General features: G+C 46.9%; 25 protein-coding genes and 1 tRNA gene. 11 read left to right on the top strand and 15 right to left on the bottom strand.

The window, feature by feature from the left end; genetic code table 11:
- Positions 1–197: 197 nt before the first annotated feature.
- A complete protein-coding gene (gene mscL, locus SFW65_08370; protein ID MDX1923126.1) occupies positions 198–623 on the bottom strand; it encodes a large conductance mechanosensitive channel protein MscL in 426 nt (141 codons plus the stop codon).
- Positions 624–785: 162 nt separating this feature from the next.
- Between mscL and SFW65_08375 the strand changes: the two genes are divergently transcribed.
- Positions 786–2591: a monovalent cation:proton antiporter-2 (CPA2) family protein gene (locus SFW65_08375; GenBank protein ID MDX1923127.1), complete on the top strand. Its 1806-nt coding sequence runs from the start codon at positions 786–788 to the stop codon at positions 2589–2591.
- A gap of 2 nt (positions 2592–2593) precedes the next feature.
- Here SFW65_08375 and rimO read toward each other — a convergent pair whose 3' ends face one another.
- Both rimO and queA read right to left on the bottom strand, forming a co-directional pair.
- A complete protein-coding gene (gene rimO, locus SFW65_08380) occupies positions 2594–3949 on the bottom strand; it encodes a 30S ribosomal protein S12 methylthiotransferase RimO (protein MDX1923128.1) in 1356 nt (451 codons plus the stop codon).
- A 50-nt stretch (positions 3950–3999) separates the two neighbouring features.
- Positions 4000–5031: a tRNA preQ1(34) S-adenosylmethionine ribosyltransferase-isomerase QueA gene (gene queA, locus SFW65_08385; GenBank protein MDX1923129.1), complete on the bottom strand. Its 1032-nt coding sequence runs from the start codon at positions 5029–5031 to the stop codon at positions 4000–4002.
- Positions 5032–5401: 370 nt separating this feature from the next.
- On the opposite strand from queA, the gene SFW65_08390 reads away from it, so the two are divergent.
- Entirely contained in the window at positions 5402–6004 is a 603-nt protein-coding gene (locus SFW65_08390; protein MDX1923130.1) for an OmpA family protein, read from the top strand.
- A gap of 155 nt (positions 6005–6159) precedes the next feature.
- Positions 6160–6522: a glycine zipper family protein gene (locus SFW65_08395; GenBank protein MDX1923131.1), complete on the top strand. Its 363-nt coding sequence runs from the start codon at positions 6160–6162 to the stop codon at positions 6520–6522.
- Between the two features lie 76 nt (positions 6523–6598).
- Here SFW65_08395 and SFW65_08400 read toward each other — a convergent pair whose 3' ends face one another.
- Together SFW65_08400 and SFW65_08405 are read right to left on the bottom strand one after the other, a co-directional pair.
- A complete protein-coding gene (locus SFW65_08400) occupies positions 6599–7285 on the bottom strand; it encodes an OmpA family protein (protein ID MDX1923132.1) in 687 nt (228 codons plus the stop codon).
- A 122-nt stretch (positions 7286–7407) separates the two neighbouring features.
- Positions 7408–8676: an ATP-binding protein gene (locus SFW65_08405; GenBank protein MDX1923133.1), complete on the bottom strand. Its 1269-nt coding sequence runs from the start codon at positions 8674–8676 to the stop codon at positions 7408–7410.
- Positions 8677–8807: 131 nt separating this feature from the next.
- On the opposite strand from SFW65_08405, the gene SFW65_08410 reads away from it, so the two are divergent.
- From SFW65_08410 to SFW65_08435, 6 genes are all read left to right on the top strand, one after another.
- The gene (locus SFW65_08410) at positions 8808–9308 is read left to right on the top strand and encodes a response regulator (GenBank protein MDX1923134.1); all 501 of its coding nucleotides are present in this window, start codon (positions 8808–8810) and stop codon (positions 9306–9308) included.
- Between the two features lie 14 nt (positions 9309–9322).
- Complete coding sequence (locus SFW65_08415) at positions 9323–9667, top strand: Hpt domain-containing protein (protein MDX1923135.1); 345 nt, start codon at positions 9323–9325, stop codon at positions 9665–9667.
- 102 nt (positions 9668–9769) lie between these two features.
- The gene (locus SFW65_08420; GenBank protein ID MDX1923136.1) at positions 9770–10198 is read left to right on the top strand and encodes a hypothetical protein; all 429 of its coding nucleotides are present in this window, start codon (positions 9770–9772) and stop codon (positions 10196–10198) included.
- Positions 10199–10478: 280 nt separating this feature from the next.
- A complete protein-coding gene (locus tag SFW65_08425; GenBank protein MDX1923137.1) occupies positions 10479–12590 on the top strand; it encodes a hypothetical protein in 2112 nt (703 codons plus the stop codon).
- A gap of 88 nt (positions 12591–12678) precedes the next feature.
- Positions 12679–13749 carry a lipid A deacylase LpxR family protein gene (locus tag SFW65_08430; GenBank protein ID MDX1923138.1) on the top strand — a complete coding sequence of 357 codons (1071 nt, stop codon included), beginning with the start codon at positions 12679–12681 and terminating at the stop codon, positions 13747–13749.
- Between the two features lie 289 nt (positions 13750–14038).
- Positions 14039–14488, top strand: coding sequence for a hypothetical protein (locus tag SFW65_08435; GenBank protein MDX1923139.1), 450 nt, complete (start codon positions 14039–14041; stop codon positions 14486–14488).
- A 29-nt stretch (positions 14489–14517) separates the two neighbouring features.
- On the opposite strand, the gene SFW65_08440 is transcribed toward SFW65_08435, so the two are convergent.
- A complete protein-coding gene (locus SFW65_08440; GenBank protein MDX1923140.1) occupies positions 14518–15066 on the bottom strand; it encodes a hypothetical protein in 549 nt (182 codons plus the stop codon).
- A gap of 187 nt (positions 15067–15253) precedes the next feature.
- Between SFW65_08440 and SFW65_08445 the strand changes: the two genes are divergently transcribed.
- Positions 15254–15559 (top strand): hypothetical protein, encoded by a 306-nt coding sequence (locus SFW65_08445; protein MDX1923141.1) that lies wholly within the window; start codon positions 15254–15256, stop codon positions 15557–15559.
- A gap of 96 nt (positions 15560–15655) precedes the next feature.
- On the opposite strand, the gene SFW65_08450 is transcribed toward SFW65_08445, so the two are convergent.
- From SFW65_08450 to SFW65_08490, 9 genes are all read right to left on the bottom strand, one after another.
- The gene (locus tag SFW65_08450) at positions 15656–17119 is read right to left on the bottom strand and encodes a hypothetical protein (protein ID MDX1923142.1); all 1464 of its coding nucleotides are present in this window, start codon (positions 17117–17119) and stop codon (positions 15656–15658) included.
- Positions 17120–17523: 404 nt separating this feature from the next.
- The gene (locus SFW65_08455) at positions 17524–17946 is read right to left on the bottom strand and encodes a hypothetical protein (GenBank protein MDX1923143.1); all 423 of its coding nucleotides are present in this window, start codon (positions 17944–17946) and stop codon (positions 17524–17526) included.
- The gene (locus SFW65_08460) at positions 17936–18151 is read right to left on the bottom strand and encodes an AlpA family phage regulatory protein (GenBank protein MDX1923144.1); all 216 of its coding nucleotides are present in this window, start codon (positions 18149–18151) and stop codon (positions 17936–17938) included. Before SFW65_08460 ends, SFW65_08455 begins: the two co-directional genes overlap by 11 nt.
- Before the next feature lie 91 nt (positions 18152–18242).
- On the bottom strand, positions 18243–18953 hold the full coding sequence (locus SFW65_08465; GenBank protein MDX1923145.1) for a hypothetical protein: 711 nt from the start codon (positions 18951–18953) through the stop codon (positions 18243–18245).
- Positions 18954–18971: 18 nt separating this feature from the next.
- The gene (locus SFW65_08470) at positions 18972–20195 is read right to left on the bottom strand and encodes a tyrosine-type recombinase/integrase (protein MDX1923146.1); all 1224 of its coding nucleotides are present in this window, start codon (positions 20193–20195) and stop codon (positions 18972–18974) included.
- A 156-nt stretch (positions 20196–20351) separates the two neighbouring features.
- A tRNA-Ser gene (locus SFW65_08475) sits at positions 20352–20441 on the bottom strand.
- 74 nt (positions 20442–20515) lie between these two features.
- Positions 20516–21451, bottom strand: a complete 936-nt coding sequence (locus SFW65_08480; protein MDX1923147.1) for an FAD-binding protein — start codon at positions 21449–21451, stop codon at positions 20516–20518.
- Between the two features lies 1 nt (position 21452).
- Positions 21453–22202: an electron transfer flavoprotein subunit beta/FixA family protein gene (locus SFW65_08485; GenBank protein ID MDX1923148.1), complete on the bottom strand. Its 750-nt coding sequence runs from the start codon at positions 22200–22202 to the stop codon at positions 21453–21455.
- 22 nt (positions 22203–22224) lie between these two features.
- A complete protein-coding gene (locus SFW65_08490; protein ID MDX1923149.1) occupies positions 22225–22425 on the bottom strand; it encodes a twin transmembrane helix small protein in 201 nt (66 codons plus the stop codon).
- 47 nt (positions 22426–22472) lie between these two features.
- Between SFW65_08490 and tsaD the strand changes: the two genes are divergently transcribed.
- Positions 22473–23504, top strand: coding sequence for a tRNA (adenosine(37)-N6)-threonylcarbamoyltransferase complex transferase subunit TsaD (gene tsaD, locus SFW65_08495; protein MDX1923150.1), 1032 nt, complete (start codon positions 22473–22475; stop codon positions 23502–23504).
- Positions 23505–23511 lie beyond the last annotated feature (7 nt).

Raw genomic sequence — 23511 nt, forward strand, 5'->3', positions numbered from 1 at the left:
TTTGCTGAGATGCGGTGGTGTTGGTTGTAAGGCCTGCTTTTGAAATGCGGTCAGCCGCGGTAGCCAAGCGCGAAGAAGCTGCGTTTAAACCAGCGAGTGATGACGAAATAGCATCAACCAAGAAAAACCCCTTATGTGAGCCAGTAGCTTACGATAAGGGGCCTTAAGACAAGTTTAACGATCGCTAAAATTTTAGGTTATTTCTTTCTAATCGCATCGCGAATTTCTTCGAGCAATACTTCCTGACGGGATGGTGCAACAGGCACACCCGGTGTTGGCTTAAGCAATTTGTTAAGTGACTTAACCAGCATAAACACAACAAACGCAACAATCAGGAATTTGATGGATGAATTGATGAACAATCCATAATTAACCGTAACCGCGCCTGCATCCTGCGCAGCTTTGAGCGTAGCATAGGTTGCGCCTTCCGCTGCGGGTTTAATGGTGACGAACATATTGGAAAAATCGATCCCCCCAATCAAGAGCCCGATAACTGGATTGATAAGATCTTTTACCACTGAATCAACAATGCTGGTAAAGGCTGAGCCAATAATCACACCCACTGCCAGTTCAATTACGTTGCCGCGCATCGCAAATTGTTTGAATTCTGTAAATATGCTCATCGTTTTTTCTCCATTTCAGTGGTGGGCTTAAGCTTCTTATGAAGCATATTGGGGTTTAATCGTCAATCGTTCACGATTGAAATTATGCACCGCACAACTGTGCATAAATATTCACATTATAATTTAATAGACGTTCCTATCCCAACATGCGAAAAATCAGTTATGGAAAATTCGGCGCTTGCAAATATTTTTGTGTTTCTTGCTGCGGCATGTATTGCTGTTCCACTGTCGAGCCGTTTCAAACTCGGTTCCGTGCTTGGTTACATTCTTGCTGGTATTTTAATCGGCCCGTTTGCGCTGAGCCTGATTACCGATACGGAAAACATCTCCCACTTTGCCGAATTCGGTGTGGTGATGATGTTATTCCTTATCGGGCTTGAGTTGGAACCATCCATCCTGTGGCGTTTACGTAAAGCGATTATTGGCCTTGGCGGATTGCAGGTTATTTTGACAACCGGCGCCTTCACAGCGATTGGCATGGCACTGGGGCATGACTGGAAAGTTAGCCTTGCGGTGAGCATGGCACTGTCGCTTTCATCAACCGCGATTGTTCTGCAAATCTTGCAGGAAAAGAAATTGATGCAGACCGCTATGGGAGAAAGTTCATTTGCTGTACTGCTGTTTCAGGATATTGCCGTTATTCCGATTTTGGTTGCATTGCCTTTTCTGGCTGCACATGTGCCGGACGCGCTTACATCATCGCCCGAGTGGCTGCAAGGATATCCGGCATGGGCCCGCGCGCTAATTATTGTGGCTATCATCGGCCTGATGGTTACAGCTGGACGTAAGTTTTCACGGAGTTTTTTCCGCGTTATCGCACGGACTAACCTGCGTGAATTATTCACGGCCACCTCCCTTGCGCTTGTGATTGGCGTGACATTATTGATGAATATGCTGGGCGTATCGCCCGCGCTTGGCGCGTTTATTGCCGGTGTGGTTCTAGCCAATTCCGAATACCGCCACACCATTGAAACCGATATTCAGCCATTTAAAGGATTGCTGCTTGGTCTTTTCTTTATTTCCATCGGGATGGGGATTGATTTCAGCATGCTCGCCAGCGAGCCCGCAACCATTATCGGCTGCGCATTACTGCTTATCACCGTAAAGGGATTAATCCTGTATATCCTAGGCAAGTTGTTCGGCTTGTCACCGGAACATGATTCAGGATTTGCCTTTGCACTGGCGCAAGGCGGGGAATTTGCATTCGTGCTGTTCCAATTCATCGGCGGATTATCACTTGTTAGTGAGGCGCATGTACACTTTCTGAACCTAGTTGTTACGCTTTCGATGGTGGCAACGCCATTTCTGATGATGATTTACAGCAAATATGTTGTGCCGTTGTATATGAGCGTATTACCCGAGGCGACCTACGATACGATTGATAAAAAATCACAGATCATCGTCGCAGGATTTGGACGATTTGGTCAGATTATTTCACGTTTTCTGTTGGCGCAGGGCGTTAAGGTAACTGTACTAGAAAAAGATGCCGACCAAATCGAACAGCTGCGCAAATTCGGATTTAAAGGCTATTACGGCGATGCCGCGCGCATCGATATTTTGCGTAGCGCCGGTTTGCAGGACGCCAAGATTTTGATTATCGCGGTGGACGATGAAGCAAGCTGCATGGAAATTGCGACGATTGCCAAGCGTGACTTCCCGAACGTAGCGATTTTTGCGCGGGCACGTAACCGCCGCCACGCCTATAATCTCAACAAGCTTGGCGTTGATTATTTCAAGCGCGAATTGTTTGACTCAGCGCTGAATATGGCAAGCGATATTATGGTGTATCTTGGCCATGACAACGATGAAATGAAAGCCAAAGCAACGCTGTTCAAGAAGCATGATTTTGCAACGCTGAAAAAATCATTCGCGTTTTTTGACGATGAAGAGAAGCTGATTTTATTCGCGCGCCAGAAACGCAAAGAACTTGAAGATATTCTCCAGCAAGATATGAATTCAGGAAAATAACGCTATCCTGTGCGCTTGCCGTGCAGATCGTATTCATCGGTTTTGCTAATGGCGACTTTTATCATATCGCCTGCCTTGGCATCACCGATTGCGGATACATAGACGCGGCCATCAATTTCCGGCGCATCGGCGTATGAACGGCCCACACCAATTTTTTGGGATGCTTTCTTGCCATCAATTTCATCAATCAATACATCTACCGTTTGACCAACGAAGCGCTTCAAACGCTGCGTACTAATTGCCTGCTGGGTTTGCATGAAACGGTGCCAGCGTTCTTCTTTTACTTCTTCAGGAACAGCGCCTTCCAAATCATTGGCAACTGCGCCCTTTACCGGTTCGTATTTAAAGCAACCCACACGGTCGAGCTGCGCTTCTTGCAGCCAGTTCAGCAACACTTCGAAATCTTCATCGGTTTCACCGGGAAAACCCACGATGAACGTGGAACGTAGCACTAAATCAGGGCATGCTGCGCGCCATTCCTTAATTCGTTCCAGTGTTTTTTCCTGGTTCGCGGGACGGCACATCGCCTTGAGCACCTTCGGGCTTGCATGCTGGAATGGAATATCAAGATAGGGAAGAATTTTACGTTCCGCCATTAATGGCATCACTTCATTCACGTGGGGGTATGGATAAACGTAATGCATACGCACCCAGATGCCGAGTTCGCCAAGCGCCTTTGCCAAATCCACAAACTGCGTGCGCCATGTTTTATCGCGCCATTTACCTTCGGCATATTTGATATCTATGCCATACGCGCTGGTGTCTTGGGAAATCACCAATAATTCTTTCACGCCTGCTTTGGCAAGGCGTTCAGCTTCATGCATCACATCAGTAATATTGCGGCTAACCAGATCGCCACGCAGTGCGGGAATGATGCAGAAGCTGCAACGGTTATTGCAGCCTTCGGAAATTTTCAAGTAAGCATAATGACGGGGCGTTAGTTTAATGCCCTGCGGCGGCAATAAATCTATATAGGGGTCATGGCTGGGGGGCACAACTTCATGCACCGCATTCACCACCGCTTCGTATTGCGCAGGGCCAGTCACATGCATAACTTTGGGGAATTTTTTAAGAATGACTTCGGGTTCCGCGCCCAAACACCCCGTGACAATCACCTTACCGTTTTCGTTTAACGCTTCGCCAATTGCATTCAAGGACTCATCGCGCGCGCTATCAATAAATCCGCAGGTATTAACCAGAACCACATCCGCGCCCGCATACGTACCTGAAATCTCATACCCTTCGCTGCGCAGCTGGGTCAAAATGCGCTCGCTATCCACCAACGCCTTTGGACAACCAAGGCTTACGATGCCGACTTTGGGCGAAGATTTCAGATTGGATTTTTGGGTCGTTGTCATATCAATCATTTGTTAAAAAATACGACTATAATAACTTTAAGCCAATTAATCTATATGGCTTTACTTTCGATAAAACAGGCATCGCCGTAGGAGTAAAAGCGGTAGCCGTTTTCAATAGCATGTTGATATGCCGCATGCATGGCTTGTGTTCCTGCAAAGGCAGAAACCAACATGAACAAGGTTGATTTTGGCAGATGGAAATTAGTCATCAGCGCATCAACAATTTTAAAACGATAGCCTGGGGTAATGAAGATGGATGTATCGCCCTGCCATGGTTTCACACGGCCATCCTCTCCCGCAACGCTTTCGAGAACACGGGTAGATGTTGTACCCACCGCCACAATGCGCCCGCCCTTTTCCTTTGCGGTGTTGATTGCCGCGGCAGCTTCGGGCGTTAATTCAACCCATTCGGAATGCATGACATGCTGCGAGATATCTTCTACCTTCACGGGCTGAAAGGTGCCTGCACCCACATGCAAGGTGACGGTTACAATTGTGGCACCTTTTTCCTTGAGCTTATTCAGTAATTCATCAGTGAAATGCAGGCCAGCGGTTGGCGCAGCAACCGAACCTTCGTGTTGCGCATATACTGTTTGGTAACAGATTGCATCGTCGGCAACTTTTTCATTACGTTTGATGTAGGGCGGCAGTGGCATTAATCCATCACGCATGATTGACGCCATGATATGCTGCGCGCTGCCATCAAATTGTATGCTTGCTAAACCATTTTCGTGTTTAGCAATTACACGTGCCTTAAAATCATCGGCAAAAATAATGTCATCACCCAGATGCAATCGTTTTAAAGGGCGGGCGAAAACTTCCCAATCAGTTGGAGTGAGGCGTTTGTGAAGAAGGATTTCAACCTTCATCTCCCCCCTTCTTCCATATAATCGGGCCGGAATGACCTTGCTGTTATTCAAAACCCAGACATCACCGGGGCGGCAAAGGTCAACAAGATCTGTTATCCGCTTATCTTCCAGATGCTTGCCTATATATAGGAGGCGCGCGCTATCCCGTGGAACAGCCGGATGCTGGGCAATAGAGCTTTCAGGAAGCTGGAAATCAAAATCCGAGAGGTTCATCGAATATCAGGCCATAGGTAGTGATTTGGCCGATTAATAAGGGTTTTTTGGTTGATAAGATATAGTGATGCAAAAGTGCTACAGGTGATAGGTTTTAGCACCACACTGCATGGGTTAACGAAGTGAATAAAGGGGGTAATGCGCAGTGCATGAAAAACAGTAAATTGAAAATAACCTAAAAAAACCAATAGATTGCAAGACTTTCTGCTCATGGTTTTTTAAGGCTATGCGCATAGAATGCACCTCGGAATCTGCACTTTCTTAACACGGATGCAGCCTTTACTTATGAGATAAGTTCCTATACTAAAAGCCCAAGAGATTAGTGCAGGCCGTATGGATGGCTAGGCACTTGGAAACAAAGGAGAAAAAAATGCTTTCCCGTTATGCTTTTATCGGCGGTCTAGTTATCGCTTCTGTTATTTCACTTACAAGCGTTGCTGCTGATGCGCATGTGACCCAGAATGTTCTCGTTGTACGGGACGCTCGTGGTAATGCGGTGCGTAGCACCAACGGCAACTGCGTTGTCACCCGCTGGGAAGGCAATGACGGTGTTTGCGAAGGCGTTCGCCGCGAAATCGCTCTTGAAGATCGTACCGTGTACTTCAACTTCAACGACTCAACACTGACCGAAGCAGCTCAGGCTAAGCTCGACAGCCTGTTGACCATCTTGAAGTCAGACAAAGAAATCCAAAGCGTTTCAATCGTTGGTTATGCTGACCGTATCGGTTCACAAAGCTACAACCAAGCTTTGTCAAAGAAGCGCGCGCTGACTGTTAAAGACTACTTGGCAGCTAACGGCTACACCAATGCAAGCGTGACCAAGACCCGTTGGGTTGGCAAGACCAAGCCATCAGCTAAGTGCAATGGCAAGATGGAACACAATGAACTCGTAGCTTGCCTCAGCCCAGACCGTAAGGTTGAAGTTGAAGTAAACTACATCAAAGCTAAGAAGTTCCGTAAGGGCGCTAAGTAATTAGCTAGCTGAACAAATATAAAGGGCGGGGTTTTCCCCGCCCTTTTTTTTGTCTGCATGAACGACCGCTTGATAATCCTTTGTGATGACTTGCATTTGTTAACGCATGGGTTAGTGTCATAGGTGTTAATAAACACTCTTTAGGAGCGCTCCTTATGAAACCCAACTTTCTTGCTATTCCCCTCCTCCTTGTAATGGCGGCATGCGCTAATTCTGGTGCGGATACCCGCCCGATCGTTGATCGCCCGGGTCCGAATTATGAAAAAGATCTGGCAGCGTGCCAGGCTTTGGCCAAACAAAAAGATTATGCAAGCGGTGAAACCGCAACCAATACCGCTGTGGGCGCTGGCCTTGGCGCATTGATTGGCGGCGTGACAGGCGATTGGGCCGGTGCGGGTATTGGCGCTGGTGTTGGTGCAGCAGGCGGTCTTGGCAAGAGTGCCATCGACACCCAAAATGCACGCGGCAATATCGTGAAGAAATGCATGGTTGGCCGTGGCTACAATGTAGTTGATTAAGTTCAATCTTACATCAGCATAAAAAAAGCGGTGGAGCTTTAAAGCGCCACCGCTTTTATTTTAAGTTGGTTCAGGTTTAGTGAACGGTCTCGGTTACATAAACCACTTCCACTTGAACCTTGCGGTCGGTGACCAAGCAACCAATTTTCTTGGTGCGCTTCATCTTCGTATCGCAATTGGCCGATGCCTGGCTTTCGCCAACAGCTTTCACCTTTGCTATCGATGTATTCATATAATCATGGTCATTCAGGTATTTCTGAACTGCTGCTGCGCGGCGTTCTGATAATGCCTGATTGGACGCGGTTGAGCCCATGGGGTCGGCATATCCTACGATTTCAACGCGCTGGATGTCCTTGGCACCTTTCAAGGTTGCTGCCAGGGTATCAAGCTTCTTTTGACCACCCGGGGTAATAACGGATTTTCCTGAGTCAAAATAAATGGTGCGGGCATCTTCCTTAATCACGGTACGAACAACCGGCGCTGGTGGCGGGGGCGGCGCTTTTACAACCGGGCGTGGCGGTGGAGGCGGTGCTTCATACACAACAGGGGGCGGGGGTGGCGCTTCTTTCTTAGTGCCACAGGCATCATTTCCGGTTTGCCACTTGGTACGAACGCAGCTGCCGTCTTTGGTTTGAACCTTGTTGTCATATTTGCTGCCAACAACTTCTTGGGAAGAAAAGCCTGCGGTGGCTGGCACTGCACCCAATGCCAAGGTCAAGAGACCCGTTACGGCAAGTGTGCGGAAGAGTAAATCACGTTTCATAAGGAACACCTATCTCGATAAGGAGTATTTCAGGGTGGGATAACGGTCACGGTATTGCGCCGCGTTTTTTAATGAGCAATCATCTAAGCCCAAACCATGGCAAAAATCTACTGGTTAAACAACTACTGGGTATTGGCTGCGCCAAGCCATTTACTGAGTGATGTCAGTAATTGTTCCTTAGTTATTGGCTTTGTTATGAAATCATCCATACCCGCATTATGGCAGCGGTCGCGGTTATCCTTCATTGCATCTGCGGTCAGCGCAATGATAGGTGTGTAGATTGATTCTGATGCTGCCAGTTGTTTGCGAATCTGTGCTGCCGCGACATACCCATCCATCAGCGGCATATGGCAATCCATAAAGATAATGTCGAAGGATTGGGTTTGGGTAATCTCGCACGCCTCCACCCCGTTATGTGCCACAACGACGTCAAAACCATTCTTAGCCAAAATCGTTTTAAGCAGAATAAGGTTCACTTCAATATCATCAACGACAAGTGCACGTTTATTTTTATACTGCGTTACTGGAAGCGTTTGGGGAATAGGCGTTTGAATATCCTGCTCAACACAACGCAAATAGATATCAAACGTAAAACACGATCCAGAATTCAAAACACTTTCTACCTGTATGGATCCGCCCATTAATTCAATCAAACTGCGGCAAATCGATAGCCCAAGGCCCGTGCCCCCATATTGGCGCGTAATGGATTCATTTGCCTGCGTGAACTTTTCGAAAATCTGTGCACATTTATTTGCAGGAATACCAATACCGGTATCTTGCAATTTAAAGCAGATGCGCGCCAACCCGCCTGTAAGCTTTTCTTCCCGAATATGCAGCGAAATATAGCCTTGATGTGTAAATTTAAGTGCATTACCCAGCATATTGAACAGCACCTGACGGATACGTGTGACATCACCAAGATAAAGCGGGCTTAATTCCCCCTGCTCCACATACACCGCCAGCCCTTTCTCTTTCGCAAGGTGCGCGAAGTTGTCCGTCACATCCGTAATGGCTGTCCCAAGATTAAAGGGCAGGGATTCCAGAACCAATTGCCCGGCTTCAATTTTCGATACATCAAGAATGTCGTTCACAAGGCCAAGCAGCACATCGCTTGATTTGCAGATGATGTCCACCCAGCCTTTCTGTTCTGGCGTAAGCGGTGTGTCACGCAGCAAGCTGGCTATACCGATAATACCATTTAGCGGTGTACGTATTTCATGACTCATATTGGCAAGGAATTCCGATTTTGCCTTATTAGCCTTTTCTGCCTGTTCCTTGGCTTCGCTTAAGGCATGGTGCTGCTCTTCCAGCTCATGCGTATAGATAAGCAACTGTTCGTCACATCTCGGCACCGTGGTTGTGGTACCAATCGGATTGAAATCTTGGGTCACAGCTTACATCCTGAGAAAAATAGATATTCACCGACGTTAAAAAAAGTTGATGGATATTTTGATACTTTGCTGCATTTCCGAGTATGCAGCGATTTAAGCAAACTTTTTTTTTCTTGTTGCATAATGTGTTTATGACAACACAAAACCATTCATTCGAACAACTGGACGCGGATGCATCGCTTGGCTTTGATGAAAAACAGCAAACCAAGCTTGTCTGCGCTATCCGTGAGCGCTCATCCAAAAAAGGTCTGGAATCATTCGGCATCACCATACTGATTGTTGAAGATCAGGATTTTTCGCGAAAATTATTGCATGACTTACTGTCGCGTGAGTCCGTCTATAGCTGCTACGTCGCCAAGAACGCGGTAGAAGCAATGGAACTATATGCAACCCATGCTCCTGATATTGTATTGCTGGATATTAATCTGCCGGATTTTTCAGGGCATGATATTGCATCTGTGCTGAAAAAATCAGATCCGCACAGTCATATTGTTTATATAACCGGCAGCCCGCTTCTCAAGGACATTCAGGCTGCACGGCAAAACAACGTGAAGGGTTTTATCGCAAAGCCTTACAGCAAGAACAAAATTCAAACTGCAATCGACCATTACGTCACATTGCATACCAGATAGTAGGAAAGCGCATCATGGGTAGCGTACTGGATTTACGAAATCTTCGTGACATCATTGATCATGACAAGGCTATGGAACAGCAACTGATTGTGAATTTTCATAATTGTTATCGGAATTGCATTGATGATTTAGAAAGCAGCCTTAAAAGCAACAACCCTGTGCAATGGCGAAACGCTGCCCATGCATTAAAAGGTATTGCATTCAATCTTGGCGCAGAAGAACTGGCCACGTTAAGCTTTGAAGCCGAGCTTGCAAGTGGGCAGACATTAACACAAAAAGCGCCATTACTTGCTGGACTTAAGACTGCGTACGGGCAAGTGCAGCGTGCACTAGCCGACACTTCGGAAAATCCCACCTGACTTAGACGCAACTGAGTGCTATATTCATCAGCTGCGTTGAAGTAAAGCCGCTGACAAAAGACAATTTAAACGGCGGCATCCCATAATAAAGAGGAGCCCCTTATGACACTTCGTGCATTACGGATAGCTGTATTCGTTTTAATTAGCGCTTGCCCATTCATGGCGAGCCCGACTTATGCAAAAACTTATCCGCAAGATTTGCCAACCAAAATGAATCCTGAAATTGTAACAGGAGGCGTAAGCGATCAAAGCGAAGCACAGATAAATTATATCCAACATCACTATTCCGTGAAGATTACCTTTGTAGGAATTGGCGGAATTTATCTGGATTCAATCAACGTGACGATTGATGACAAATACCAAAACCGCATCATCAACACGACCACGGATGGCCCAATCCTGCTCGCAGACTTGAGCCCAGGCCGATATACCGTAACAGCAGAGCTTGAAGGCCATACCATCAAACAAACTATTCAAGCAAATAAGACTGGGTTGAGGCAGTACACATTGCGTTTTCCGATCGGTGAATAAATAAGGCATAGAGATGGCACTGCTCATAAATCGTAGGAAGTCCAGAAGCCAAGTAAAACCAACCTACTAAGGCGAATAAGCAATTTAAAAATTAATGCTTATGGCATTAAGCATTTTATTAACAAAAGGCCGGGCTTGCGCCCGGCTTTTTTATATGGTTTTTATGCGCATTGATTTTTCCAGGCTACTTCCACATCGAAAAGTGATACTGCCGTTTTTGACGTGCATTCATTCGCGGAAGTAACCACTGCATTCAAATGTCTTTGTGAAGAGAGATGCCATGAAACTGTTTTCAAAAAACATAGCTGCATTAGCGCTTTTGTATTTCTTAGCCGCATTTGCTCTTCCATTACATGCGCAACAACCATCCGGTCAATGCACGATTGACCATAGCCTGCGCACCAATACTGATAGCTTCGTGCAATGCCCTGTAAGTGACAGCAATGATGCTATACTTGAAGCAGGATTTAATGGTGTACGCCTTGATTCATCTGATGAAATCAGCAAGTCACCAATTTTTGTGCACAATATATGCAAATACGTTGATAATAATTCCGGCAGCTCGCTGTTTATTCCGTTAAAGACATCTGAAGAATGGGCTGCGTTTTTGACGCGCCCTGTAAGCGGTGTCCATTTGGCTGGATGCTGCTTGCCGCGTCCGATGGTGGTTGGCGATGTTCCAACCCCGCAAACATCATGTGAAAGCGGATGGGTATTCAAGGGCCTTGTTGATTCAGCTGACCACACGCATTTAATTGCTGAACCTGTTTCAAAATCGGCAGAGTCTGGATTTGTGCTTGCAAATAACCAAAGCGAAGACGGGTTCTATCCCGTGTTAAAGCTGCCGATGAACCGCGATGATATTTCTGCGGTTTTACCAGATAACTCGCGTCCTTCAAAATCATACACTGCGCAATATGCGTGTTCAGGTCAGGATGACGCATTCTTGAACTTCCATATGCAGTGCGCCGGCACCAAATGGGTGACAACCAGCGCCAGCGACGATGAAGCAGTAACAGCGCAAGCTAAGACCCAAGAAGTATCGATGGATGTTACGGCGACTACAACCCAAGAAACCACCAGCGCCAAGACAACTGCCGATATAAAGCCCGCAGCAACCTGTCAGACAAGTAAGCTGCGCGAATATACTAAGCCTTGCCCGAATGGTGCATCAGGATCCATCACTTACCGTGACGTTTTCAACTCGTGCACCAAGCAGATTGAAGCACAAGTTGTCAGCCAAACCTGTGGTGGTATCACCGGCGGCACAACCGGTTGCACCGCAAGCACCCGTACACAAACGGTAACTTGCCCAACCAATCCGGCGGGCACGATCACCACCGTGACGACGCATATCTGTGATGGTTCCAATAATGGCGCAGGTCGCGACAGCGTTAACACCACCCGTCAGAACTGCCCGATTGGCGGCGGCACGACAGGTTGCACGCCAAGCACCAATACGCAGACACAAACCTGCCCAACCAATCCGGCGGGTACCATCACCACGGTAACCAATCACATCTGCGATGGCACAAATAATGGCGCAGGCCGTGACCAGATTATTGTAACACGCCGCAACTGCGCAACCGGCGGTACAACAGGCTGCGTTGCATCAAGCAACACCAGTACGCAAACCTGCCCAACCAATCCGCTGGGCACCATCTCCACCATCACGGCGCATATTTGTGATGGCAGCAATGGCGGTTTAGGTCGCGACACAATTACGCAGACCCGCCAGAACTGCCCGATTGGCGGCGGCACGACTGGCTGTACCGCAACCACCAACACACAAACGGTAACCTGCCCAACCAATCCACTGGGCACCATCACGACAATTAGACGTCACATTTGCGATGGTTCGAACAATGGCGCAGGCCGTGATACGATTGATACCACCCGCCAGAACTGCCCGATTGGCGGCGGGACGACGGGCTGCACTCCATCAACCAATACCAACACAACGCCGTGCCCATCGGGACAAACGGGCAGCATCACCACCGTGACCTCACGCGTGTGCGATGGCAGCAATAACGGTGCAGGCAGCACGACTTCAACCGTTACCAGCAACACCTGTGTAGCTGCACCACCGGGCGGCGGCACAACCTATACCTGCAAGCCATCCGATGTGTTGACGACCAAGCCATGCCCCCAACCGAATAATGGGGGTATCATCACCGTTCGCCGTGTTAGGGTATGCGATGGCAGCAATAATGGCGCAGGAACTTCCACCGAAACGCTCTACCAAAACAACTGCGTACCCGCAGGATGTATCAAGAGCACCATCTTGAAAACCAGCACAGTTTGCCCAGGCGGTACGTTGGTCACGGCCAAGGTATATGATTCATGCACAAAGCAAGTATCGATCGAAACAATCAGCAATACGTGCAATTAAACCATACCAAATACTTATGCGTTTTTGGTATGCGACACGCATCAACCCAACGGATAAGGCTTGCAGGTTTTAACCGGGATTTATGCGCGTGAAATTTGTTTCCACATTTATTCTTTCTTTATGCTTGTCATCCTGCATTGCCGTAGCACATGCGCAGACAATCGATAATGCGGGGGGCGAGCCGCCAAAGAAGGAAACATTACAAAAACAATTCAAGAAGCATGTTGAAGATAAACCGCGCGATGAATTTTTAACACTCACCGTTGAAAATGACTCCCTCGCATCTGGTGCAGATAGAAACTATACCAACGGCATACGTATAAGTTGGTATGATACCGGTGATCATCCACCCGCAATCGCCAGCTTTCTTGATACTATTATTCCGGTATTTCCGGTAAATGACACAACATCGGTTTATTATTCCGTGGGTCAGAATTTATATACGCCGCGCGAATTATCATTGACGACCCCGGACCCTAAAGACCGACCCTATGCCGGATTTCTGTATGGCTCGGTGGGCATGTCTAATGTGACCAATAATCACCAAGATAATGTGGAATTGACGGTTGGCATCGTTGGCCCCTATTCCCTTGGCAAAGAAACGCAGGAATTTGTTCATACCTTGTTGAACGCCGCATATCCCAAAGGTTGGGGACACCAGTTAAACACCGAAGTTGGCCTGATGGCATCATGGGAGCATCTGTGGCCGGAAGCCTATACCGCAGAAATGGGTGATTTGCATTTTCGTGCTTCGCCATATATTGGCGCAACACTTGGAAACATCTATACCTACGCGAATAGCGGATTAATGTTTCAACTGGTTCCCAAACAATATAAATGGCAAACACCACCGCTGCGTGTTCGTCCCGCCATGCCGGGGAATGGATATTTCTCTGTACCCGAAGGCGAATTTTCATGGTCACTCTTTGCAGGCTTTGAAGGCCGCGCAGTGGGACGAAATATTTTTCTTGATGGTAATACGTTTGAAGACAGCCCATCGGTTGGCAAGAAGCCGATCGTGGGTGATGCAAATATTGGCGTAGCCTTTACGTATGGGCACGCCCAGATCAATTATACGTTGAATTGGCGCGCGCCTGAATTTTATGGACAGGATAGCGCCGATCTGTTTGGCGCAGTGAGCATCGGATACCGGTTTTAAACCCATTAAACTGGCGGGGGGAAAGCAGCCGAAAGGCCGCCCCAACCGCTTGATGTAAATAGCGTTTCATAATCTCCACCACAAATCTACGCATATATCTACTCGCGTATGCTTAGGATTTAGCTGGACGCTATACGGCAAAGCAAATAGAAAATTTGTCAGCCATTAGTTTGGTTGACTTCAACCGCCATAAAACACCAAGGACTATCAAATGATACGATTATTGCTTGTTGTACTATGTCTAACCCTGACTTCCTGTGCAGGTAGTAGCTACGTAATCCGTGAGGCTATGGAAAAGACCACTAAAGAGATTGAATCATCATGTGGCAAGTTGACTCAGAAAACAGCTTTAAAACACGTATCATGCAAAGAAGACATAACGTCTAGAAATTTGTTGGCGGCAGGGCTTCCCTTTCCACCACAACTAAGAATGCAGTATGCTAAGGTAAAGGAACTTGCCTTAGAGTATCAAAATGGTCGTATAACCCTTGATGAATACGAAGTCAAAAAATCAAAGCTTTTTGCACAATATGCAGCCGATATAGACGCTGCTGAAAAGCAAGATGCACAACTAAGACATAATCAGAACATGATGTTATTGTCTCAACAGCAAGCTCGGCAGGAAAACTTTTACGATCAGCAGATGCAACAGATACGCGACACTCAAGCCATGCAAAACAATAATATAAACTGTAGCAGCAATAAAATAGGCAGCACGGTTTATACCAACTGCCACTAGAAAATGTCAGCATGTACATTTTTCGTGAACTAAAGAAAGTGCCATTTGCCATTAAAATAAGAAACAAAAGACTTGTTCCATGAAGCATTTGTACGTTCAAGAATGCGGTTATAGGTTTTCCAGTGCATGCGTGGGGGCTTGAAATCCTCACTGCCGCCTATTGCCTCTAGCTTGCCCAATAACTTGAATGACAAACCTAGGCCACGCTTGCGTGGATTTTCCAACTGGCTGGCATAGCAAAGCTTCTGGCAACGCCTACAGGCGAAGCGCCTAGCGCGATAAAAAAGCCTCCCTGCCCGTCTATAACAAATCGGGCATTCAAACCACGGGCGTTTATTCCCGTAATGACAGGCTGTCCAAAGAATGACTATTGCCTGCCTGATAGGATCGCCATTGGCTGAGTAATTTAATTCAAGGCTGTTAGCAAAACGGCATACAAAGCTTATGCTTCCTGCACGGTTATCTTCATCACCCCAATACATACTACCGGAAACATATTTTTCTAAGTCAATATATCCCCACCGCAGTAATTTATTCATGCTTAACCCAAGTGTACTTTCAACACACAGCTTGCCCATGGCAATCACCCTGCACTTGATATTTTATCGAAATCATTTGGAAAATAAAGTATGGGCCTTTGATGTTACTGTTTATTGTAGAGCATACTTTTTCCATTTTTGTCAGTGTTTTTTGTGCTTACGTCTCTGGACGTTGTGATATACCTTATAGCGAAAGCTAATTAATTAGAGTGGCGCGAGAGATAGCATGTGGAATATTATCATTGTCGTAGCTTTGATAGTTGTATTGATAAAATCATGCGGTATTGGCGATGAATGTAAATCCTATTCTGATTTTACCTGCAAAGAAATTGAAACAGCTGATTACAATGTTTACTTCTTTTTCCCAAATGGTGAAAAAGATTATCACCTTGGAAAAGTAAAAGGGCTGCCTGCTTGTGGCGATACAGCTTGGGATTATGCGGCCTCAAAAAATCTTACCTCAAACAAGGACTGGTCATATATTTGTTGTATGATTGCAAAAGGCAGCTCCTGTTATGAAAAGCACAAGTGATGATACCAAGTTTTTTGCCTAATGCTTACATGCGATGCCCTTCATATTAGCCACCTTCCTTAATCCGTCGATAGAAACCGATTAAACCGATAAAACCTACTTTACCTGTTCAACCGTCCATGCTTCCGCAGAACGGCTTCCACTATCACGAATAAAACGAAGCCCATTCACCATGCGTCCCGAATGCCGCTGAATCCACCGCCCCAAAACACGCCGATTGATAATGCCTTTCTCGCTTGCAATATCGTGAATGACTTCCTGCAAATCGGTATCCATGCAATTAACGGCTTGCCTTACCATTGTTGGCTTATCCCAAAAGCATCGCTGCCAATTTTGTAAAAGCGTGCCCAGCGTATCGCGGTCTGGATCATCCGCCATAGATTCATAAACAGCCGTAGCGGGGTCTGCCTGCCCCAGCCACAATAAAGGCTGACGGCAAAGATTTGACCATTCATCAAACCCATTGAGAGCTTTGCACTTTGTCTCAGGTCGCCCCGCAACAATCCATGCGCGAATGATTGTGAGTGCCGCTGAAACATATCGCCCGCGTTCTCGCAACACATCTTGCACCAAACGTGGATTTGTAAATGTGCGTGTGGCTGGGGTTTCACAAGTGGGGTCTAATGTGATGGTTACACATCGCCTTGTCATATCACCTACAGGGCAGACATTGTTTCCGCTTGATAAAAACAATGCGCGGGTACTAACAGTGGCGGTCTTTGAAACGCCAAGAATGCGCCCCTGTAAGTATTCAGAGGTTAATGTGGTGCAAAGGCTTTTATGCGGTACAATATTACCTGTCAGATTGTCAAACTCCACCACCGCAGGCGCAGTTAGCAATGTTGCCAGCAAGAATTTGCGACATTCTTCATCATCCTGCGGAAAGGTAGTGGGCGCACCCCGTTGCGGGGATGCAAAGGCAATAATCAGTGAGCAAAGATACGATTTGCCAGAGCCAAATTGTGCAGCCTTAACATGAAACATTGGTGCACAAGTCAGGCTTGAACGTATGGCAGCGGTAAGGAAAGCACATAATCCAGCGGCCTTATCTGTGTGCTTTGCAAAGCTGAATTCTTCCAGCACGCTAAGCAATAATTTTAGTGCATTTTCTGCATCCCCCTTTGTGGGTTTTTCCGGCACATTGAAATCCTTGGCAGCAAAAACGCCAAACATGCCCGTTTCCACATCATATCCCGCAGCGTTCCGCAATGTACCATCTGGCCTTAAATAAGGTTGCCGTGTTAGACCGTTCAATACAGGCAAGTGGCGATATTCGGGCGCATCAAGCAAAACACCTGCATGACGCGCAGGCGGGTCTATTCGGACAAATTCTTTAGAGCGTCCATCATACCTTTCCCAATTCAATGCCCCCGCTAATGCAGCAACTAAGGAAGATAGCTTTAATCCCTGCACCGTTGTTTCACGTGTGCTGGGGTCTGTGCAAACAATAACAATTAGACCACCGCGCTGATAATATTGGCTACCTTTAGCAAGTTCTTTTTCGGCTGCATTTGCTATGCGACCAATTTCACCCGCCTGCACCCGAATAGTGGGCTTCATATGCGCTGCATTTTTTTGAATACCCAAACATTCCAAGAGCTGACTGATATGCTTATTTTTGCAATCCCCATGCTGACACTTAAAGCCACCTATCGGAAAATTATCATCTGGTTCAAAATAAGCTGTGCCTGCATCCATCGCGTCCGTGTGCTCATTAACCCACGGGCAGGTTATATCGTGCCTCCCACCGCCTAGAGGCGATTTGTAAAGGCCACGGGCTTGTAAAGCTATAAAAACAGCATTTTCGGTAGGGCTAGGAATTAAAATTTGCTCCCCACCATCTTCCCGCTGCTTATTTTTTTGTGCCTTTTTAGATTGTCCCCTGTCGGTTATATCGGTTTTATCGGTTTCTGTGCTAGAAACAGCTAAAACTGTGATTGCGTGAACATCGTTATAAGGTTGCGTTAAATCTGACATTGCAAACCTCCTGAGATAACTCGAATGATGATCTGCGTTTTCAAGAAATAACGTCCATATTTTGAAGCCCCGTGACGGCCTTTATGCGAAACACGTATGCATTCCACATCAAGCGCATATTCATGCCGGAATACGCTTACGTGCTGCGTGAGGCTTAAAATGCCAAATTTTGAAAGAGCTTCAATTCGGGTCAGGCCATTCATTTCACATTGTTTCAGGTGCATAAGTGAACGTGCCAAAGTTCCCTTAATAACATGTGTGTATGGCGGCTCAGAACCACCACCGGATACAACAGTAATTGTTATTTTTGGCTGCTTAGCTTGATTTATTGTTGGTCTTTGAGTATATTTGGTGGGTGAAATTGAGATTGCCGCATGGTTCCCGCCTGCGGCTTTTTCTTTATCCTTCATGGCGGTCACCATTTTTCAAACGTGAAGCTTCTATTTGTTTTTTGATCCAGTTTTGTATGGATTCGGCTTCCCAGCCCACTGCTCTGGCATTCTCTCCCAATGGGAAAGGGGCAGGGAATGTGCCTTGGGAGATTTTTAGGTAGATACTGGAATTGGATAGCCCAGTGAGCCTTTTTACTTCTGGCTTTCGTAATATCTGTAGCATGGCGTTAACTCCATTAGGGTTCTAATGGAAGCAACGTAATATGCATGAAATATCAATCGGGCGAATTCGCCAAAGATTTTAGCGAATTCGCTTATTTTTCTTTGCGAGCATCAGGATAATGGTTTTCCCACGCCTCTTTTATCCATTTACCAAGGGTTTCATCATCAATTTGAATACCTGTTTTGATTATGGAATCGTGAAGCATACTGATTTTAGGTATTTTTTCTTTGATGGCAGTTTTGTAATGCGCCAAAAGAAGTCCAACAATAATTTTCATTAAGGTGGCTTTCTCTTTTGTTTGTGCCGTTAGATTCTCTCTTTTTGGCTTTATTATTTCCTGAGGTTTTTGAGAGAATGTTTTTACAGCAGTAGTGAGTTTTCGGGGAATTGAAATCCTCATTTTCTTTGCCCAAGCAATAATTTTGTATGGGGGATTATGGTATGGCACCAAGTCGTGCAGCCGACCAAAACCCACGTTTTGAATTTGTTTTGAAAGCTCGTTATGGCTCTTTATGACATCAGGTGCATAATCTGTAGCGTCATAACATTTATCCGGATTCAACCCTTTTAGTAGGGCTGCGGCTTGGTCGTCATCCCAAGTTGCCATTCTAGCCCAGTGTTTATAATCCGGCTCCATAACGTTTCTTTTGTTTACTTGTGGTGTTCGAGGAGTCGAGCCGCCTGAAATCATTATTTCTGGGAGCGGTGGGGATAATTTTTTTCTTATTATTGTCATTTTTGACTCCAGATTTTGAAATAGCAAATATTCATAGTCGCACCCCTCGCTTGCTTTCACAGGCATTCTACGTAAACGCCCCCCCTACCCCAGCCGTTGTTTATGGATCGGAATGATTTTCTTATCATCGCTACTCAATCTAAGTGCATCCAAAATATCCGCATAGTCCTGCATCATCTTTTTGCGTTCCAAAAGGTATTCTGCACGGTTATAGGCCGAGCGGATTTTGTCGTTATCTTCATGTGCTAGTTGGCGTTCAATCACGTCGGGGGCATAGCTTTTTTCGTTTAAGATGGTGGAAGCAAGGGAACGAAAACCATGTCCTGTCATAAGGCCTTGGTATCCCATGCGGCGTAAAGCCATAAGCACCGCGCCATTGCTGATATGCTTACTCTTACCGCGCTGGCTATGGAACACGTTTTGCTTTTCGCCTGTTATTTCTTGTAAGCCTCTAAGAAGGGCAATCGCTTGGCGAGACAGTGGAACAAGATGGGGACGCTTCATCTTCATGCGTTCTTTGGGGATATGCCATTCTTCCCTATCGAAGTTTATTTCATCCCACCGCGCACCTATCAACTCTCCTGTGCGTACAAAAGTAAGGGCAAGCAACTGCATCGCTGGCTTGGTTAGGTTATCGCCCTTATAGGCTTCCATATCCTTCAACAGTTTTGGAAATTCGCTGGGATGGATGCAGGCATGATGCTTTTCTTCTGCGGTGGGCAATATGTCCCGCAAATCTGCGGCTGGGTTATTCTGACACAAACCCCGTTGCGCTGCGTACCGGAAGACTTGCCCGATAAGTTGCTTCATACGCTTGGCAGTTTCTATCGTGCCGCGCTTGCTGATTTTCTCCACAACACGCACAACATCGGGGATAGTTATTTCAATAATTGGAAACGCACCAATAATAGGAAAAACGTGCTGTTCCATGCGCTCAAGGGATTGCTTGCGGTATTTGGCGTTTAGCTTGCCGCCTTTAATTTCCATCCAATTACGGGCTATGCGCTCAAAGGTGTTTTCGCCTTCAACTGATTTGCGTAGTTTTTGGGCAGCTTTCTCACGGGTAGGATGTTTTCCTTCCGTTGCCAGTGACCGCGCCTCATCCCGTTTCTTACGGGCTTGCTCCAAGCCAACATCAGGGAATTTACCCAAGGCCAGCATTTGCTGCTTACCGTTAAAGTAATATCGCCACCGCCACAGCTTGCCTCCTGTAGGGGCTATCTCAAGGCACAGGCCACCGTTATCAGCAACACGGTAGATTTTAGCTTTTGGCTTGAGGTTCTTGATAGCTAAGGCCGTGAGTGCCATGCGTTTGAGTCCTATGGGTAAATCTACTCACAAATCTACTCATAACTCGGCTGGATTGCAAAAAATTTCTCTGGACGGCATCAGATAGAAAAATAACTTTTTGCTTATAAAAATAAAGGCATCTCAGATTTCTCTGGATGCCTTTGAATTTGTAATTGGCGGAGGGGAAAGGATTTGAACCTTCGAAACCCTTGCGGGTTTAACGGTTTTCGAGACCGCCGCGATCGACCACTCTGCCACCCCTCCGCACAAAAACACATATGCGTTTCAGTTTGATAGCAGAAACAAACCAGCTGTTGAAGGGCTGATTTCTTTTGTCTTTATTTCTTAAGCGCAGCCGTTAATTCCGGCACGATTTGGAACAAATCGCCCACCAAACCATAATCTGCGACGTTAAAAATGGGTGCATCGGGGTCTTTGTTAATCGCAACAATCACCTTGCTGTCTTTCATACCCGCCAGATGTTGAATAGCACCGGAAATACCCACTGCTACGTACAGGTCTGGGGCAACAATTTTACCCGTCTGCCCCACTTGATAATCATTGGGGACAAAGCCTGCATCTACCGCCGCACGTGATGCACCAATCGCCCCGCCAACCACATCGGCGAGCTGTTCAAGCATTTTGAAATTTTCGCCCGAACCCAAACCGCGGCCGCCGGATATTACAACCTTTGCTGCTGTCAATTCAGGGCGCTCTGATTTGGAAACTTCGCGGCCCACAAAGCTGGAAAGGCCGGCATCTGCTGTGGCGGCAACCTTTTCAATAGCCGTATTGCCGCCTGTTGCAGGCACCGCATCAAAGGATGTTGCGCGCACGGTGCATAGCTTTATTGCATCTGTGGATTGCACAGTAGCAATGGCATTTCCGGCATAGATTGGCCGTTTAAAAGTATCCGCGCTTTCAACCGATGAAATTTCGGAAATCGGCGCAACGTCCATTAATGCGCCGACGCGTGGCAGCAGGTTTTTACCAAAGCTGGTTGCCGCGACAAATACATGCGTATAGTTTTTGGCAAGCTGCGCAACAAGTGGCGCTTCGTTTTCTGCCAAATCATCCTTGTATTGCGCGCCTTCGCTGACCAGCACTTTTTCAAGGCCGCTGATTTTACCGGCCGCATCGATCACAGCTGCGCCCGCATTACACATGACAAGACCGTCAGCTGGGCAGTTTAATTTTTTTGCAGCAGCGATGGCGTGCAGCGTGGCAGATTTAACCGCAACGCCGTCATGTTCAAGAATAATAAGTGCACGCATCTTAAATCACCTTTGCTTCGTTTTTAAGTTTATCAACCAATGTTGCTACATCTGGCACTTTAATACCTGCTTTGCGGGTGCCGGGCTCATCAACGCGAAGGGTTTTGATACGTGGGGTTAAATCAACGCCCTTAGCTGCGGCATCAAACGGTTCAATCGGCTTTTTCTTGGCCTTCATGATGTTTGGAAGTGTTGCATAACGTGGTTCGTTCAACCGTAAATCGGTTGTGATGATTGCAGGAAGTTTGAGCGATAAGGTTTCTAGACCGCCATCGACCTCACGCGTGACATTTACGCTGCCATTACCTACTTCTACTTTGGAAGCAAAGGTTGCCTGACCCCAGCCCAATAGCGCACCAAGCATTTGTCCGACCTGATTGTTATCCCCGTCAATCGCCTGCTTACCCAAAATAACCAAATCCGGCTTTTCCTGATCGACAATCGCTTTTAATGTTTTGGCAACGCCAAGCGGTTGTGTTTCACCATCAAATACAACATGGATGCCGCGATCTGCGCCAATCGCCATAGCGGTACGCAATAAATCCTGACACTGGCTGGAGCCAATTGTAACGGCAATGACTTCGGTTGCCTTGCCTTTTTCTTTCAGACGCACCGCTTCTTCAACCGCGATTTCATCAAACGGATTCATACCCATTTTGACGTTTGCGGTTTCAACCCCGCTATTATCGGCTTTGACGCGGATTTTCACGTTGTAATCAATCACGCGCTTCACGGGAACGAGAATTTTCATCTAAACCAACTCCATCCTTATTTTAAGAACCATGCTTTAAAAGCAATGCGACAGCAAAAAGGACAAGCGCAACGGCCTGCAAGCCGACGCGCCAGCGCATCAGGCGGTTGCCGTATTTGCGGTTGAACTCCCCGCCTTTGACCATGCTGAACAGGCCGAGTACTAGCACTACCAGAACGGCAGCCATGGCAATGCCCATGAGAATTGAAACAATTGCTGTCATGTGAAGAGATATAGCAAAGGCTTTTGGGCTAGGCTATATCATTTCATATGATTGTATTGGGGATTGAAACATCATGCGATGAGACTGCCGTAGCGGTTGTGGATAATAACCGCCGCGTTTTAGCGCATAGTTTATTATCGCAATTGGACGAACACCGCGTGTATGGCGGCGTTGTGCCTGAAATTGCTGCACGTGCACATCTGGATGCGATTGATGTGCTGACCCAAAAAACGATTCGGGATTCCGGGATAAAACTACATGACTTCGATGGAATTGCTGCAACCTGCGGCCCGGGTTTAATTGGGGGGGTAATGGTTGGCGCCATGATGGGCAAGGCATTGTCGCTTTCAACCGGTAAGCCGTTTCTTGCCGTCAATCATTTGGAAGCGCATGCGCTGACCGCGCGTCTTACGGATGATGTTTCATTTCCTTATTTGCTACTACTGATTTCTGGTGGGCATTGCCAGTTATTGGCGGTGGAAGGTGTTGGCAAATATAAACTGTATGGCTCGACGATTGATGACGCGGTAGGTGAAGCGTTTGACAAGGTTGCCAAATTATTAGGGCTGGGATTTCCGGGTGGGCCAGCCGTTGAAGCGGCAGCAAAAACAGGTGATGCCAATAAATACGAACTGCCCTGCCCCATGCTGGGCAAACCTAATTGCGATTTTTCATTTTCAGGTTTGAAAACGGCTGTAAGAAGCCTATCGGAACGTATTGGTGTTCTGGATGACCAGAAACGCAGCGATATTGCCGCGTGTTTCCAGCGCGTGGTGGCGGATTGCCTTAGTGACCGCGTAAAACATGCGATAGAAAAGATGATCGTGGATTATCCAAATGGAAAAACGCTGGTCGTTGCGGGCGGCGTTGCCGCCAACCAGACTCTGCGAGCCAAGCTGCAATACGTAAGTGGAAAACATGGCTTTAAACTGGTAACACCGCCGCCAGCCTTGTGCACCGATAACGGGGTCATGGTGGCTTGGGCGGGATTGGAAAAACTGCGCCTCGGCATGATTGACGGGCTTGATTTCAAACCGCGCCCTAGATGGCCTCTTTATGAAGCAACAGAAATGCTATAAGCACTAA

This window comes from Alphaproteobacteria bacterium (genome assembly GCA_033762625.1).
Classification (GTDB): domain Bacteria; phylum Pseudomonadota; class Alphaproteobacteria; order UBA9219; family RGZA01; genus RGZA01.

Excerpts from the sequence above, each read along its gene's own strand:
- SFW65_08470 (MDX1923146.1), bottom strand. The coding sequence starts at position 20,195 with ATGGCACTCACGGCCTTAGCTATCAAGAACCTCAAGCCAAAAGCTAAA.
- SFW65_08435 (MDX1923139.1), top strand. The coding sequence starts at position 14,039 with ATGGAAAAGACCACTAAAGAGATTGAATCATCATGTGGCAAGTTGACT.
- SFW65_08425 (MDX1923137.1), top strand. The coding sequence starts at position 10,479 with ATGAAACTGTTTTCAAAAAACATAGCTGCATTAGCGCTTTTGTATTTC.
- SFW65_08415 (MDX1923135.1), top strand. The coding sequence starts at position 9,323 with ATGGGTAGCGTACTGGATTTACGAAATCTTCGTGACATCATTGATCAT.
- mscL (MDX1923126.1), bottom strand. The coding sequence starts at position 623 with ATGAGCATATTTACAGAATTCAAACAATTTGCGATGCGCGGCAACGTA.
- SFW65_08410 (MDX1923134.1), top strand. The coding sequence starts at position 8,808 with ATGACAACACAAAACCATTCATTCGAACAACTGGACGCGGATGCATCG.
- queA (MDX1923129.1), bottom strand. The coding sequence starts at position 5,031 with ATGAACCTCTCGGATTTTGATTTCCAGCTTCCTGAAAGCTCTATTGCC.
- SFW65_08375 (MDX1923127.1), top strand. The coding sequence starts at position 786 with ATGGAAAATTCGGCGCTTGCAAATATTTTTGTGTTTCTTGCTGCGGCA.
- SFW65_08480 (MDX1923147.1), bottom strand. The coding sequence starts at position 21,451 with ATGCGTGCACTTATTATTCTTGAACATGACGGCGTTGCGGTTAAATCT.
- SFW65_08400 (MDX1923132.1), bottom strand. The coding sequence starts at position 7,285 with ATGAAACGTGATTTACTCTTCCGCACACTTGCCGTAACGGGTCTCTTG.
- SFW65_08420 (MDX1923136.1), top strand. The coding sequence starts at position 9,770 with ATGACACTTCGTGCATTACGGATAGCTGTATTCGTTTTAATTAGCGCT.
- SFW65_08440 (MDX1923140.1), bottom strand. The coding sequence starts at position 15,066 with ATGGGCAAGCTGTGTGTTGAAAGTACACTTGGGTTAAGCATGAATAAA.
- SFW65_08490 (MDX1923149.1), bottom strand. The coding sequence starts at position 22,425 with ATGACAGCAATTGTTTCAATTCTCATGGGCATTGCCATGGCTGCCGTT.
- SFW65_08390 (MDX1923130.1), top strand. The coding sequence starts at position 5,402 with ATGCTTTCCCGTTATGCTTTTATCGGCGGTCTAGTTATCGCTTCTGTT.
- rimO (MDX1923128.1), bottom strand. The coding sequence starts at position 3,949 with ATGACAACGACCCAAAAATCCAATCTGAAATCTTCGCCCAAAGTCGGC.
- SFW65_08445 (MDX1923141.1), top strand. The coding sequence starts at position 15,254 with ATGTGGAATATTATCATTGTCGTAGCTTTGATAGTTGTATTGATAAAA.
- SFW65_08460 (MDX1923144.1), bottom strand. The coding sequence starts at position 18,151 with ATGCTACAGATATTACGAAAGCCAGAAGTAAAAAGGCTCACTGGGCTA.
- SFW65_08465 (MDX1923145.1), bottom strand. The coding sequence starts at position 18,953 with ATGCCTGTGAAAGCAAGCGAGGGGTGCGACTATGAATATTTGCTATTT.
- SFW65_08455 (MDX1923143.1), bottom strand. The coding sequence starts at position 17,946 with ATGAAGGATAAAGAAAAAGCCGCAGGCGGGAACCATGCGGCAATCTCA.
- SFW65_08450 (MDX1923142.1), bottom strand. The coding sequence starts at position 17,119 with ATGAAGCCCACTATTCGGGTGCAGGCGGGTGAAATTGGTCGCATAGCA.
- SFW65_08485 (MDX1923148.1), bottom strand. The coding sequence starts at position 22,202 with ATGAAAATTCTCGTTCCCGTGAAGCGCGTGATTGATTACAACGTGAAA.
- tsaD (MDX1923150.1), top strand. The coding sequence starts at position 22,473 with ATGATTGTATTGGGGATTGAAACATCATGCGATGAGACTGCCGTAGCG.
- SFW65_08395 (MDX1923131.1), top strand. The coding sequence starts at position 6,160 with ATGAAACCCAACTTTCTTGCTATTCCCCTCCTCCTTGTAATGGCGGCA.